Below are 15,430 nucleotides of genomic sequence, written 5' to 3' on the forward strand. Positions count from 1 at the left end.
TCACCTTAATGTCTATTAAAAGTAATCATAAAAAAAGAAAGCCTTTAAAGACTTTCTCCTTTTGTTATAACCTAAACTTTTTAACAGTAAATTATACTATACTTTATTTATTAAGTTTTTGAACTTCTACAAGACAGGTGTGATACGAAGCACCAAATCCCATATCAGTATTCATATCTTCAATTAAGTGGTTAACAGATACCTTTGTTTTTTCTGATAAACCTTCAAAAATATTTACAGCTCCTGGTTTTATACCTTCAATGATTTTAGCTTTTACAAATACCTCTCCCCTGTGGTTATATACCTTTACCATATCTCCGCTATCTATATTTCTTACCTTAGCATCTTCTGAATTTATGTGAATAACTGGAGTAAATATATCGTTAAGTCTTTTGCTTTCAGTAAATTGAGAATTTATCCTTTCTAAAGCATGTGCAGTTATTAATTGAAGTGGATATTTCAAATAATTTTCTTTAGAAGAATACTTACTTTCAAATGGCTCTTCATATACTGGAAGCTGATTTACGCCCCAATCTTTAAAGATATCCTCTGAATAAAACTCAATCTTCCCACTTGCTGTTTTAAAATCCTTATTTCTAAAGGCAATTTCATCATAGTCTTCAGCAATATATGGCTTATTTTTCATTTCCTCAACGGTAACATTTAGTCTGCTATACTTTATAACATTACTTAATATCTCCACATCATCTTTTGGAAAGTACTTCATATCAAGTTTAAATTTTTCACCAAGTAGCCTGTATATTTCTCGATCTTTTTTACACTGACCTGGAGAACTTACAGTTTTCTGCTTTAGTTGAATATAAGGATGACCGTATGCCGCTACTAAATCATCTTCTTCCAAAAACGAAGCAGCTGGAAGCACTAAATCTGCATACTTAGAAGTATCAGTTAAAAAACTATCAGTAACTACAATAAAATCTAATTTATCTAAAGTAGCCTTTAGCTTTCCTACATTTGGATTACTATTAAGTGGATTTGCTTTTTCCACCCACATGGCTTTAATTTTAGGAGCATCTATTTTTTCTATTTCACTAGCTAACCTTCCTTTTGGTATTCTCAGCCTTACTCTTGTTGGTTCCTCAGGAAGGTATGGCCACTTAAGCATGCCTCCTTGACTTTCCCCAGCATATATTCCACAGCCTTTTTCTCCAATGCTTCCAGTTATAGCAGGTAAAAGTGAAACAGCTCTTATAGTTTGTCCACCATTAGTATATCTTTGAAATCCATAACCTAAAATCATTGCATACTTAGGATTTTCTTTTATAAGTTCTACCAATTTATTTAAATGTTCTAAAGGAACCTCTGTTAACCTACATACCTCTTCTATGGTATATTCTTTTAAAAGCGCTTTATACTTTTCAAAACCTAAGGTATATTGTTCTATAAAATTATTATCTGTTATGTTATTTTCCACAAGAAGCTTTGCTATGCCAATTGCTAATAATCCATCGGTGCCACCTCTTGGATATATATGAAGAGTACTTTTACTACTAGATTCATTTTTCCTTGGATCAATGGTAACAAGCTTTGATCCATTTCTCACTGCTTCGTTGATAAAACTCATCGCATGTATATTAGTATGAGCTGGATTACCTCCCCATACAATTATAAGCTTACTGTTTAAAAGATCTTGCAGGGAATTCTGTATTCTCCATCCATAAGTATATTTCATTCCCTCTTCAGCAGCTGGGTCACATAAATCTCCTATGGTTCCTGTATATCCTCCGAACTGATGCCAAAAGCTATAGGCATATTTTCTCATAACACCAAAATTACCACTACCTTGATAATAAAGTACAGCTTCTGGACCGTCTTCTCTTCTGATTTTATCTAAATTTATATATATCAAATCTAAGGCTTCATCCCAAGATATCTTTTCATATATCCCTTCACCTCTAACACCAGTTCTTTTTAAAGGGTACAATAGTCTCTCTTCACTATTTACAATTTCAGGATAAACTCTCCCCTTCGCACATATTTTTCCTCTTGTTATGGGGTTGTTATCATTTCCTTCTACCTTTATTACCTTATCATCCTTAACATAAACCTTTAATGGGCAGGTAGCAAAGCAATTTTTTGAACACACAGTATTAACAATCCTAATTCCATTTTGCCCCATATATTAAATTATCCTTTCTATAATAAAATATAATTTTTCACAGATTTATCTAGAGTATCTTTAAAATATATTTAAAGTATACCATAGATGACTGTTCATTCTATTATTTAATATTACACTCTTTGTGTTTAAGACCTACATTTAAACCACTATTTTTTTATTGTTAAAATATAATTATTTTTATATTTTAAGAATACAATTATTGTTTTTCAGCATATTATAAATATACCCTCTAGGGGTTCCTTTTTATACCATTGAATATTGCATTTTTATTGACTATAATAACATTAAATTATTATTAACCCTTACTAATTCTTAAATATAAGTTATAGTTGCATATATCTTTAAAAATTATTATACTTCAAACACTTAATGCAGCCATAATCATAACTTTAAAAAATTAGTATTAAAGGGTTTTAGGAGGAAAATTGTATGAAAATAGAAATATGGTCCGATTTTGTATGTCCTTTTTGCTATATCGGAAAAAGAAGACTAGAAATGGCATTGGATAAATTTGAATATAAAGATGAAGTAGAAATTGCTTTTAGAAGCTTTGAGCTAGATCCTTCTGCAGAAAAAAAATATGATTCTAATATTCATGAACTTATCGCAAAAAAATATGGAATACCTGTTGCACAAGCAAAAGCTTCTAATGATCAATTAGTAGAACAAGCTAAGACTCTTGGTCTAGAATATAACTTCGATACATTAATTCCAACAAATACTTTTGATGCACATAGATTATCTCATTATGGTAAAGCTGAAGGTAAAATGAATGAATTATCTGAGAGAATCCTTAAAGCATACTTTACAGATTCTTTGGATTTATCTGATCACACAGTATTATCTAAACTAGCAGGTGAAGTTGGTCTAGATAGCAAAAAAGCCTTAGAGATATTATCTACTGATCAATATGCCTTAGAGGTTAGAAAAGATGAAGAAAGAGCTTCAGCTTTAAGAATAAGTGGCGTTCCATTCTTTGTTTTTAATAATAAATATGCTGTATCTGGAGCTCAGTCACCAGACTTATTCTTAGATGTATTAAATAAGGTGAGAAATGAAGAGCTTTCATCTCCAGTTATTGAATTTCTTACAAACAAATTAGATAAAGATGATACTGAATCTAATACTTGTTCTGATGGTAAATGTGAAATTTAATTTAAAATGCAAAAGGATTCCACTTCTGTGGTATCCTTTTTACTTTGTCAAAAAACCTCTGTTTGACATTAGTAAATATATTCTATTTCAATCCTCATAAAACCGCTGGAATTCTCATAATTTAATTAATATTTTCTCAGCTTTGGTAGCATTATAAATGATTTAGTAAAAATAATACCAGTATATTCGAATTTTAGACTGGATAAGATACTTTCGTAGCAAAAAAAATTAAGAGGAGTGATTTGTGATGGATGAGAAAAGCAAAAAAGTAGTAGAAAAATTTATAGATTCTAAGAAAAATGATGCTGAAATTGGTGCTGAAATCACTGGTTTAAGAGATCAATTAAGTGCTATGGAAGGTACATTAAACCAACTAAAGCAAAGTTCAATGAGCACTTCCTTAAGTTCACAAGGTTCACAAGCTCAAGGTGTTCAGGGAAATAGAGTTATGACAGATTTACAACAACAAATTACAAATTTTAAACAACAAACTCAACAACAACAACAGCAAACTCAACAACAGCTACAATCATCAATAACAAATGCTATGAATGATTTAAGTAAGGCTAGTCAGTTCCTTCAATCAAATCAAACTCTTGCACAAATGAGTCAACTTATAGAGCAAACTCAGCAACAATTAAATCAAATGAGTCAAAGCTCTGGTACACAGCAAAATAGCCAGATGGGAAGTCAAAGTTCAAGTGCTAGTCAAAACAATCAGTATGTTAGCCAAAGTTCACAAGGAAGTTCAAATGTTGGATCTAACTTAAGTTCATCTAGTCCATATACTGGATCAAGAACTGAATATGATTATAGTCCTGATAGTAGTCATATAAGAACATTTTAATAGGCTTATATTGTTACTTTTCTTTATAAGTAGTTTTATGTGACTTAGTAAATAATATTTAATCAGTCGCGTTTATGTTATAAACGCGACTTTTTTAAGTAATGAATCAATATATACATTTAATTATAAACTCATATATTACCTTTTCTATTGTTAAATATTATATAATGTTTAAAATTTCTTTTGCACTTTTAAACTTTTTACATATATTGAATTGAGTAATTTTTTTGGGAGGTAAAAATTTGATTCTTTACTACCCATATATGGGACATAAAATCCAATGCAAAAGAGTTCCAATAACCTTTCCAGCTCAACATCAAGCTGTACAACCTGGACTTGAATATCTCATGTATCCTAGGCCAATATTTGATAATCCAGATTACGAAGGAAGTGGAAAGCTAAAAAACAAAGTAGCTATTATTACAGGTGGAGATAGCGGTATAGGAAGAGCTGTATCCTTAGCCTTTGCAAAAGAGGGAGCAGATATAGTTATTGTATACTTAAATGAACATACAGATGCTAACGAAACAAAAACACTTATTGAATCAAAAGGAAGCAAGTGTATTTTAATTGCTGGTGATTTAAGAGATGAAGACTTTTCTAAAAAAATTGTAGATATTACTATTAGTAAGTTAGGTAAAATAGATATATTAGTCAATAATGCTGGAGTACAATTTCCTCAAAATAGCATTGAAGACATAAGTGCAAAACAACTTGATGATACTTTTCGTACAAATATTTATCCTATGTTTTATTTAACAAAAGCTGCTCTTCCTTATCTAAGCAGTGGAAGCTCAATCATAAACACTACTTCAGCAGTTGCTTATAAAGGATCAAAACTACTTATAGATTACTCAAGTACAAAAGGAGCTATTGTGAGCTTTACTCGTTCTTTATCGCTTTCGCTTGCCGAAAAATGTATTCGTGTAAATGCAGTTGCTCCTGGTCCAGTTTGGACTCCCCTTCAACCGGCAAGCTACCCTGCAGAATATATGACATCTCTTGGCTTAGATACAGAAATGAAAAGAGCTGGTCAACCAGTAGAACTAGCACCCACTTATGTTTACCTTGCTTCAGATGACTCTACTTTTGTTACTGGCGAGATACTTCATGTAAATGGTGGAAACTACATCAGCTCTTAAAAAACATTCTTTATATATCTAAACTAAGATACTATTAAAAATTATTATATCCTCCTACTTTTATAAAAAAGCACAACTAAATGGTTTTAACCACTTAGTTGTGCTTTAAAGATATTACAAATACTATATTTAAGAGTATTGTTAAAATTAAGTGGTTATAAAGGAGATGCTATATGAGCTAGCTATTAGAATTTAATTCATTATTCTTCGTCCTGCATAAAAGCTCCAAATACCTTCTACTCTTATATTCGCTCCAGTGTATGGTGCATGTATCATTTGATTATCTCCAACATATATTCCTACATGTCCTGGGCCAGTAAAAACTAAATCCCCAACTTTAAGATTATCTCTAGAAACTGCTATTCCTGAATTTATTTGATTATGGGTTGTCCTCCCAATGCTTGTCCCAAAATTATTATAAACATATTGAGTAAATCCAGAACAGTCAAATCCTTTTGGAGTTGTTCCTCCCCAAACATACGGTGTTCCCATAAAGTTTTTAGCATATGCTACAACTTTATCACCCTTGCTCGTATTATCTACAACAAGTGGAAGCTCAACATTCTTAATTTCAATAGTTTTATTAAAATCCTCTTCTAATCTCCAATGATTAGATTGGTTTTGTGGATCGTTCCAAGTGACTACCTTATTATCACTACTTAGATGAAGCTGACCGCCTGTCCTAACATTTGTTATAACATAATAGCCATTACCAGCGTCAGTTATACTCCACATATTTGACTTATTTTCACCATCATTATAAGCTACTAACTTATTATTAGCATCCATATGTAATTGAAGATTTGTTCTAACATTTACTATATTATAATACTCTCCTAAAGGTCTTAACACCCATTGATTTGATGTATTCTTTGGATCATTCCATGCCCCTATCCCATTGTTAGCATCCATATGTAGCTGAAGTCCTGTTCTTTCATTTACTATCAATGCTTTTTCAGGAAGCGTTATTGCAAAGGCAGTTTTCATATTGCTTACACTACTTATATAACAGACTACACTAAAGGCAAACAAGGATGTAATCAGTTTTTTACGTAATTCCATCATATCTACTCCTTTTCTATAAAAAAATAGCTGAAGCGACTTTCTTCAGTGTTTTTTTGCGCATCTGCCTTTTCTTAAGCGTATGTGAAGAATCTTACAGGCGACATATTCTTATTTTTTTATTCTTTAACTTATACTATGTCTTAAGTCTGTTCGCATAATTATCCACAGATATAGTTGAGATATAATTTCCTAAAGAATAAAATAATTACTTCCTAGCAAATAAATAACTTTTCACATGCTATCGATTACAAATATTTAAATTATATATTACTAGGGGGAATGTATCTGTCTTACGCTCAACCATATCTTAATATAATAGTGGACAAATTAAAACCCTTTGTTACTGCCACTGCTACCAATATATTCTTAAATGGATTTTTTCCATAGATAAAAATAATCATACATTGCTTTATAAACACACCATAATTTGTAAATTTATTGTATAATAAATTCATGTTTATATTACTTAACTACACTTATAAAGGTAGGATAATAAAATGAAGAAACCCTTAATTATTTCTTTTATAGCTATAATCCTTCTTATACCATTTACAATCGCGTTTTTTTACATCTGGTTCGCTATAGGAATGATTTCAGCTAGTAGTGCCCACTCTATAAAATTACCTTGGGTTAATCAATATAAGACTTGTATAAACTCTAAATTTCCTGTGATTAAAGACATAACCATTTACGAAAGGCAAGGCAGAGTACGATTTGATTTCAAGGTACCCTCTGACATGACTCTAGACCAATGCAAGGATGTAGCAAAAGAAACAAAAGATTTTATAACAAATACAAATGGCATGAAAAATCTACTTAATGACCAATCTATGGAGCAAAATAATATTTGCCTAACCTTTAATTTAAAGAAAACCACTTATGTTTTTGAATGTCCTCATTCTGTACAAACCAAAGATCCTACAGACAATCCAAATGAATATGAAGAGAATAACTATAAAATATGGTATTTACAGGTTAAGGATGAACCAGAAATTAAGCTTGAATTTTAAAATCAAATCCGGACAAATATTAATTCACAAATCTATCACACTCTGAATACCCTATCAATAAGAGTATTTCTAGCGGAGGCTATAAATGGGGTACTATATTAAAGTAGAACCTAATGTAAAAATTTATGTAGAAGATCTTAACCCTTGCGGGGAAAAGACAATATTATTTCTTCATGGTTGGCCTGGAAGTAATAGATTGTTTGAATATCAATTTGATAAATTGCCTGAACTTGGTTATAGGTGTATAGGTATAGATACTAGAGGCTTCGGAAATTCAGATAAGCCTTGGGATGGCTACGACTATAATACATTAGCTGATGATGTAAAGGCAGTTATCGAAACACTTAAATTAGAGAATATCACTTTAGCTGGTCATTCCACGGGGGGTGCTATAGCAGTTAGATATATGGGGCGCCATAAAGGATATGGTGTTTCAAAACTAGCTCTTTTTGCTGCCGCTGCACCTAGTCTTATAAAGCGTCCTAATTTCCCTTACGGTCTTGATAAAGAAACTGTTTTACAGCTCATTGAAGGAACATATACTGATCGTCCTAAAATGCTTCAAGGCTTTGGAGATATATTTTTCCACAAACACATAACAGAAGAATTTGCAAACTGGTTTTTACAGCTTGGACTGCAAGCAGCAGGTTGGGCTACTGCAGCTATATCAAAAACTTGGTTAGACGAAGTACTATTTTCTGATCTAGAGGCTATCCAAGTTCCTACTCTGATTATTCATGGTATTCATGATAAGGTTGTACCTTTTTCTTTAGGAAAAATACAAAGTAAAACCATAAAGAAAGCAAAATTTATTCCTTTTGAAGATAGTGGTCATGCTACTTTTTATGATGAACGTGAAAGATTTAATAAAGAACTGGTGAAATTTATTAATAAATAACTTTATTTTAAGAATTATCACTATTAAAGCACCGTGTTGAAATTAATTGGTTAATCATCCGACGCTCTTTAAATGAACAACTCTATAATTAAACTTATACTTTTAGGTTTAGAGTTGTTCATCCTTAATGAGCTCACGCAAAGAATTAATATGATTTTCTCATATTCCGTGGCTAAAACTGTAAACTCACTACGTTCGAACAGTACAGTTTTACTTTTTAATAATCTATAGTTTTTATAAATATTTCATATATTAAATTTAAGAAAATAAAAATGCTATATGATCAAAAAGTAAAAAGTAAAATATATCGCCTGCCAGAATTTCTTCACATACGTTCAGAAAAGGCAGATGCGTAAAAAAATCACTAATAAAGAACGATTAGCGATTTTTTAGAGCCATTCCATCTGAAAACATCATTTAATTCTAATAGCTCGCTCATATAGCGTCTCCTGTATAACCAATTAATTTCAACAATTTTATTAAACAAAGCCTAAAAATTCAATATACTATAAAGCTTATGAGTCCTTAACGGGCTCATTTTTAATTTAAAATTTATAAACTTCCACTTAATATAAAGTATAATTATCATTTAATAATGACTATACTATAATTACAGGTAATATTTATGAAAAAAATTTATTATATACTCTATAACAGTTCTTTACATAATCTTCATAGAACTTTGCTATAATATATTACCATTACTAAAAATGGATAACTATAAATACAAAACTACATTTAAAAATTTTGCTTGCTTAAAATTAAAATTTTTAGATATATTGGTTTACCTATAGAGTTATTCGTCTATAAATATAAAAGGAGTTGACGTGCTTGGATAGAGTACCATTTTTCTTGGCATTTTCTGCAGGTTTACTATCATTTTTATCTCCCTGCGTTCTGCCATTAGTACCAGCATACGTAGGTTATATCACTGGTTCTTCCATAAACAATAAAAAAATTCACAGATATAAAATATCAAATTTACATAAAGTACTTGGGTTTGTATTAGGATTTTCAATAATATTTATTATAATGGGGGCTTCAGCTACAACACTAGGAAAGTTAATAATCAAAAATCAAGTTTTATTCAGAAGAATTGGTGGCTCTTTGATGATAGTTTTTGGATTACATACTATGGGAATAATTAAAATAAAAATGTTCTATTATGAAAAGAGGCTTTTATCTGCTATAAACTTTAGTAAAAGCTTTAGTCCTATATTGATAGGAATGGCTTTTGCAGCTGGATGGACTCCTTGCGTGGGACCTATATTGTCATCCATATTAATTTATTCAAGTAACCTTACTACAGTATATCAAGGCATATTTTTATTAAGTGTTTATTCTCTAGGTTTATCAATACCATTTATATTAACAGCTATGGCAATTGATAGCTTCCTGAAATTCAAAAATAATGTTTTAAAATTTTCTAAGTTCATATCGATTATAAGCGGATTACTACTTATAGTAATGGGAATTTTAGTATTTACAAATAACTTAAATACCCTAAGCAGATATGTAAACTTCATTAACTTCTAATAAATGTTATCTATAAAAAACATAAAAGGAGATTTAACAATGAAAAGAGTATTTTTTATATTAGCAGTATTAGTGCTATTTAGCTTAAGTTTTTATACAGTAATGAGATACAACAAGAATAAGTCCATTAATGCCAATGCATCTGCTGACGCTAACAGTACAAAAACTACAAATCAGCTTAATCCATCAACAGCTGCAAATTCAACTATTTCTAAAAATGAAATATTTAAAAACACATCAGATAGCAAAGCAATTGATTTCAAATTAAAAACTTTAGCAGGTAAAGAAGTTTCTTTGAGTGATTTTAAAGGCAAAAAAGTTTTTCTAAACTTTTGGGCCACATGGTGTCCTCCTTGCAGACAAGAAATGCCCGAACTAGAGAAACTCTATGAAGAATCTAAGGATTCTGATTTGATTATTTTAACTATTAACCTAGGTGAAGATAACCAGACCGTAAAATCTTTCATGGATAAAAACAAATATAACTTTAATGTTGCTCTAGATTTAAATCAAGATGTAGCCATAAAATATAATATAGTTTCTATCCCAACATCAATTTTTATTGATGCCGATGGTAATTTGGTTTCAAAAAAGATTGGACCTATGACCCTTGAGGAAATGAAAGCCTTTGTCACATTACCAAAAAAATGATATGATCAAGCTTTTTCTTTGATATAAGATACAATTACAGTGTACATATAGAAAGAAGGTGAAATATGAATTATATAATATATGATTTAGAATTTAATCAAAAGTATATTGGTTTTCCAGAAGATGATTCAAATAATACTTCTCGCTTGCCCTTTGAAATTATTCAAATTGGAGCATTAAAACTTAATGAAAGCTTTGAAACGCTCTCTAGCTTTAATGCTCTAGTTAAACCTAAGGTGTATCCAAATATTCACCCTTATGTAGAAAAACTGACTAAGATAAATGATGAAATTGTAAGTTCTAGTAAAGACTTCATATCTGTTTATGATGATTTTTTAAACTTCATAGGTGATGATCCTGTAGTTTTATGTGTTTGGGGTACAGTAGATATTAAAGAACTTCTTAGAAATATAGAATTCTATAGCTTAACAACTTCTTCAATTTCTAAGTATTATATAGACGTTCAAAGAAACGCCTCGTTATATCTAAAATCTCCAAATAACTCAAAGGTTGGATTAAAAACAGCCATAGAACTTTTAAATTTAAATACTGACAATGAATTTCACGATGCTTTTAATGATGCATACTATACTTCTGAAATTTTTAAAACCATCTATGATGACACTGTTAAGCCAAGTATTTACTCTCCTACTCCTTATAGAAAAGCTACCACTCCTAAAGAAAAAGTTGATACTGTCTCTTTAATAAAGCAATTTGAAAAGATGTATGATAGAGAAATGTCAGCTGAAGAAAAAGCAATAATAAAACTAGCCTATAATATGGGAAGAACTAGACAATTTGTAGTTCACTCGAGCTTAAAAGAAGATGCTTAAGCGTTAAAAACGTATACAGCTTACAGCTTAGTAAATCTTTTCTTGCAATGAGCATTAACATAGTGTAAAATACTATATTATATAGTTCAGAGGTAGTAGCAAGCTGAAATACAGTGGCAAAAATCGTCAGCACGGATATAATCCCGGTTTTGCGTTTGAATTGCGATACTCTGAAACAATGTACATTTAGCTTTTTTATATGTACATTGTTTCAGGGTATCTTTTTTTTACTTTATTGGAACTGCCATGAAGTAAAAAACATAAAGTATAATGAAAAAGAGCTTGTCTATTTCGCAGGAAATTATAGAATTTTCCACTTAAGTAAACTTAGTTATTTCAATAAAAGAAAAACAATCTCTACAACGCTACTTAGGACAAATTTTATTTTTAGGAGGATCACAATGTCAACGAAAAAAGCACTAAAAAACTTTTTACTTATTACTTGTATTGCTCTGCTATTCTTTGTATTTCTATGGTTCGATAAGGGGTCAACAAAATCTCTTGAATTTCTTGGTGGATATGTAATTGAACTTAGTCTTAGTGTGGACAACCTGTTTCTATTCCTTTTAGTATTCTCTAGTTTTGGAATTAAAGCAAAATATCAAGAGAGAGTACTTAAATACGGAATTTTTGGAGCAATAGTTTTACGTCTGATATTTATATTATTAGGAGTTGCTGTAGTAAGCAGATTCCAATGGATTTTATATATATTTGGTATCATCCTAATCGCTAGTGGTTATAAAATTCTAGCAAATAAAGAAGATGATGATGTTTCATATGAAGATAGTAAAATGCTTAAGCTTTTAAAGAAATTTATCCCTGTTACTAAAGAACTTCACGAAGAAAAGTTCTTTGTAAGAATAGATAAAGTACTTCATGCAACACCACTATTTGCAATATTATTTTTAATTGAAGGTTCAGATATATTATTTGCTATTGATTCAATACCAGCAGTTTTCTCAATAACTACAGATCCATTTATAATTTACACCTCAAACATATTAGCTATATTAGGACTTAGAAACCTTTACTTCCTACTTGAAAGACTTCAAAGTACCTTTGAATATGTCAAGTACGGTGTAGGATTTGTATTATTATTTACTGGTTTGAAACTTGCTCTTTCTTTCAAGCTACATATACCAATACTCGCATCAATATTAATCATTATAGGAATACTTGCTATTAGCGTATTATTCTCTATTTATATGAATAAGAAAAAAGAAGCTGAAGAAGTGGAAGTATAAAAAAGGCCTAAAGTAGAATTTTTCAACATATATTCTACTTTAGGCTTTTTATTTTAGATATTTTATTTTAAAGAATCCATTACTCCCTTACATAGCCCACTAGCTAATTTGTTTTGATACTCCTCTTGATTTAAAAGTTTATCCTCCTCTGGATTAGACATAAATCCCATTTCTACTAGAACTGTTGGAACTTTAGACCAATTGAAGCCTGTTAAATCATTTCTTTCTACTAATCCCTTATTGTTCATACCTGCTGTAGCTATTAAATCAGCTAATATGGTTTGACCATATTTTTTACTTATGTCATTTATAGCCTTTGCATAACCTACAGGAGCTGGAAATAGCATTGAAGCACCCTTTACACTTTGGCTAGTTGAAGAATCACAATGAATTCTCACAACTAAATCAGCATTATTTTTATTTCCAACTTCTGCCCTATCTATATTTCCTGGGTTTTCACTATCTTGAGTCTTTGTCATTACTACCGTAAATCCGTTTTGTTCAAGTAAACTTTTCAGTTTAACTGCAACTTTCATAGCCACTACGTATTCAGGTGTTTTAGTTACTATGCCTTGAGCACCACCTGGATCTTTTATCTTCATAGTATTGGAATCAGGAGAAAGCTTCTCTTGACCGCTATTTCCTTTTACAGAATGTCCAGGGTCTAAAACTATTATTTTCTTTTTAACTGGTGTTTCATGTATCTTAGTTTCTTCTTTTTTAGTTGGTACTTCTTGGGTCTTAGTCTCTTCTTTCTTATCCAGGCTTACATCTTCATTATTTTTTGTGTTATTATCCACTGATAACTTATCCTCAGTTTTATTTTCCACCTTTTCAGATGCTATATCTTTTTTTACAATTTCTTTTTTAGCTTTATTTTCACAACTAACCAATGAAAACATAAGTATTATAGATAATACCCCAATTATAACTTTTCTCATTTTTTATTCTCCCATTGCTATGTAATTTTATATATAGATGAACCTTTTCGTATTCATTAAATACTTAATCATAATTATATATGCGTTGATTTTACGTGTCCATATTGTATTCAGCTAAATTGCTATCTGTTGATCTGAATTTTCAGTAGTTCTATTGATACTTAAAGAAAAAGCACCCTAACCTGTAGAGTGCTTTGTTACCTATCTTTACTTCTTGATATATTTTTATATTGACGGTGTTTGAAAATAATTTCTAAATCAAATTAAGTTCAACCATACTTCTAGCAGTGGCAAGAATTCCTTCGCGAGCTGGTCGCGGCTGCCACCCCAGTAGATTCTTTGCTTTAGAATTACTACAAGCTGTATTTTGTCCGAGGAAAGTGGCTGGCATCCTCAAATCTTTGATAAATACAGCAAGGAATTTCACAAGGAAATCAGGCATCTCACGTGTGGAGACCTTGTTTGCTTTATCTCCAAGGTTTTGACGTAGAAGCTCTGCTTCTTGTTTATAAGTTATATGTTCTCCCGTTGTTGCGAGGAACCTCTCACCTACTGCTTCTTGTTTCGTCATCGCAAGCAAATGTAAATCAGCCACATCACGTACATCCACAGAATCAAAGCCCATTTTCATCAAAAACGGCATTTTTCCCATAAGCATTGTACGGATTATTTGGTTGGAATGTGAGAAGTCTTTGCCAAGAATTGGTCCCATCACAGCTACTGGAAGGATAGTACTTAATTCCATCTGATTTTCCTTTGCAAACTTCCATGCAGCTTGTTCCGCCATTGTTTTTGAACGTTGATAAGGATCGATTTCTTCGTCCAAATTTGTCCAATCATCTTCTGTAAAAATATTTGTATGATGCTTGTGTCCTGCAAGAACTGCACCAGAAGCTGAAGTCATCACAACACGTTTCACCTTTGCTTCTTTTGCTGCTTTCATCACACGAAGTGTACCATCCACAGCCATTTTCACCATTTCATCGCCATCATCTGGTCGAGTTGCTGGAGTGGGGGAAGCTACATGAATCACATAAGTTGCCCCCATTGCAGCTTCATGCCAATTATCATCACTGGTGAGATCAGCCTTAATAAATTCTAAATCGTCAAAATTTACAATTCCACCTGCTGAAAGCATTGATTTCACTTCATCTTGTCGCGACATTGTTCTAAGAGTTGTACGCACACCATATCCTTGTTTCAGCAACTTCAAAATAATGTTCACAGCAATATATCCACTACCGCCTGTAACTAACACTAGTTTTTTTGTTTCTGTTTTCATTTTAATCCTTCCCCCTTTACACTTGTAACGTCAGTGAAATTATTTTATAATATATAAAAAGGATTATCAAGTCAAAAAGCGGCTGTTGTGACAGTCAAGGAGGTTTTGTAATGGCAGCAACAGATCTAGCACAGCTCATAAAAGCAGATACTAAAGAATGTCTCACCACAGCACTTTTACAGCTTTTAGCAAAAGAAAGTTTACCTAAACTTACCGTTTCAAAAGTATGTCAACGGGCTGGTGTCAGCCGAATGGCTTTTTATCGTAATTTTGATGGACTAGAACAAATATTATACCAATACTATCAACCGAAAATTTCTGCCATCTTCACTACTATTAGCACAGAAACCAATCCAGCTATCAAATTTGATCAACAGGTTGTATTTTTTGACGAATTCGGACCGGATTTAATTTTATCGTCTAATCGCGGGTTCGAATTTATTATTCAGGGAATTTTCACTGCCGAAATAGAAAAATATTTCTCTGCTAGCAATGACGAGTATATTTCCACCTTTATGTCAGCTGGAGTTTATGCACTTTGGAGAAAATGGATTTTAGATGGACGAAAAAAGCCATTGACTGAGCTTCATTCGCTTATACAAAAAATCAGTCTTTCTGTAAGCATAGAAAGTGCTCAGGAACAATTGTAAGAAATAACATAAAAGGTGACCTCGTAATAAAAC

The 15,430-nt window shown here is 31.4% G+C and carries 14 protein-coding genes; 10 read left to right on the forward strand and 4 right to left on the reverse strand.

Annotated elements, in window-relative coordinates:
- Positions 1-103 precede the first annotated feature (103 nt).
- Positions 104-2,140, reverse strand: a complete 2,037-nt coding sequence (locus J3477_RS09135) for a molybdopterin-containing oxidoreductase family protein (RefSeq protein WP_206869496.1) — start codon at positions 2,138-2,140, stop codon at positions 104-106.
- Positions 2,141-2,572: 432 nt separating this feature from the next.
- Here J3477_RS09135 and J3477_RS09140 point away from each other — a divergent pair, with 432 nt between their 5' ends.
- The 3 genes from J3477_RS09140 to J3477_RS09150 all read left to right on the forward strand — a co-directional run bounded on the left by J3477_RS09140 (position 2,573) and on the right by J3477_RS09150 (position 5,287).
- Complete coding sequence (locus tag J3477_RS09140; RefSeq protein ID WP_206869497.1) at positions 2,573-3,298, forward strand: DsbA family oxidoreductase; 726 nt, start codon at positions 2,573-2,575, stop codon at positions 3,296-3,298.
- 247 nt (positions 3,299-3,545) lie between these two features.
- Positions 3,546-4,145 (forward strand): hypothetical protein, encoded by a 600-nt coding sequence (locus J3477_RS09145; protein WP_206869499.1) that lies wholly within the window; start codon positions 3,546-3,548, stop codon positions 4,143-4,145.
- A 242-nt stretch (positions 4,146-4,387) separates the two neighbouring features.
- On the forward strand, positions 4,388-5,287 hold the full coding sequence (locus J3477_RS09150) for an SDR family oxidoreductase (RefSeq protein ID WP_206869500.1): 900 nt from the start codon (positions 4,388-4,390) through the stop codon (positions 5,285-5,287).
- A 192-nt stretch (positions 5,288-5,479) separates the two neighbouring features.
- Here the strand turns inward: J3477_RS09150 and J3477_RS26350 are convergent, their stop codons facing one another.
- The gene (locus J3477_RS26350) at positions 5,480-6,349 is read right to left on the reverse strand and encodes an NlpC/P60 family protein (RefSeq protein WP_308483199.1); all 870 of its coding nucleotides are present in this window, start codon (positions 6,347-6,349) and stop codon (positions 5,480-5,482) included.
- 500 nt (positions 6,350-6,849) lie between these two features.
- Here J3477_RS26350 and J3477_RS09160 point away from each other — a divergent pair, with 500 nt between their 5' ends.
- From J3477_RS09160 to J3477_RS09185, 6 genes are all read left to right on the forward strand, one after another.
- On the forward strand, positions 6,850-7,362 hold the full coding sequence (locus J3477_RS09160) for a hypothetical protein (protein WP_206869504.1): 513 nt from the start codon (positions 6,850-6,852) through the stop codon (positions 7,360-7,362).
- A gap of 85 nt (positions 7,363-7,447) precedes the next feature.
- Positions 7,448-8,260: an alpha/beta fold hydrolase gene (locus J3477_RS09165; protein WP_206869505.1), complete on the forward strand. Its 813-nt coding sequence runs from the start codon at positions 7,448-7,450 to the stop codon at positions 8,258-8,260.
- A gap of 831 nt (positions 8,261-9,091) precedes the next feature.
- Positions 9,092-9,796 (forward strand): cytochrome c biogenesis CcdA family protein, encoded by a 705-nt coding sequence (locus J3477_RS09170; protein ID WP_206869507.1) that lies wholly within the window; start codon positions 9,092-9,094, stop codon positions 9,794-9,796.
- 39 nt (positions 9,797-9,835) lie between these two features.
- Complete coding sequence (locus tag J3477_RS09175) at positions 9,836-10,447, forward strand: TlpA family protein disulfide reductase (protein WP_206869509.1); 612 nt, start codon at positions 9,836-9,838, stop codon at positions 10,445-10,447.
- 65 nt (positions 10,448-10,512) lie between these two features.
- Positions 10,513-11,280 carry a 3'-5' exonuclease gene (locus tag J3477_RS09180; RefSeq protein WP_206869510.1) on the forward strand — a complete coding sequence of 256 codons (768 nt, stop codon included), beginning with the start codon at positions 10,513-10,515 and terminating at the stop codon, positions 11,278-11,280.
- 401 nt (positions 11,281-11,681) lie between these two features.
- Positions 11,682-12,524, forward strand: coding sequence for a TerC/Alx family metal homeostasis membrane protein (locus J3477_RS09185; RefSeq protein ID WP_206869513.1), 843 nt, complete (start codon positions 11,682-11,684; stop codon positions 12,522-12,524).
- A gap of 62 nt (positions 12,525-12,586) precedes the next feature.
- Here J3477_RS09185 and J3477_RS09190 read toward each other — a convergent pair whose 3' ends face one another.
- Entirely contained in the window at positions 12,587-13,465 is an 879-nt protein-coding gene (locus J3477_RS09190) for an N-acetylmuramoyl-L-alanine amidase family protein (RefSeq protein WP_206869514.1), read from the reverse strand.
- Between the two features lie 253 nt (positions 13,466-13,718).
- Complete coding sequence (locus J3477_RS09195) at positions 13,719-14,747, reverse strand: SDR family oxidoreductase (RefSeq protein WP_206869516.1); 1,029 nt, start codon at positions 14,745-14,747, stop codon at positions 13,719-13,721.
- Between the two features lie 110 nt (positions 14,748-14,857).
- Here J3477_RS09195 and J3477_RS09200 point away from each other — a divergent pair, with 110 nt between their 5' ends.
- Positions 14,858-15,397 (forward strand): TetR family transcriptional regulator, encoded by a 540-nt coding sequence (locus tag J3477_RS09200; protein ID WP_206869517.1) that lies wholly within the window; start codon positions 14,858-14,860, stop codon positions 15,395-15,397.
- Positions 15,398-15,430 lie beyond the last annotated feature (33 nt).

The organism is Clostridium zeae (genome assembly GCF_017312485.1).
GTDB classification, from domain to species: Bacteria; Bacillota; Clostridia; order Clostridiales; family Clostridiaceae; genus Clostridium_AR; species Clostridium_AR zeae.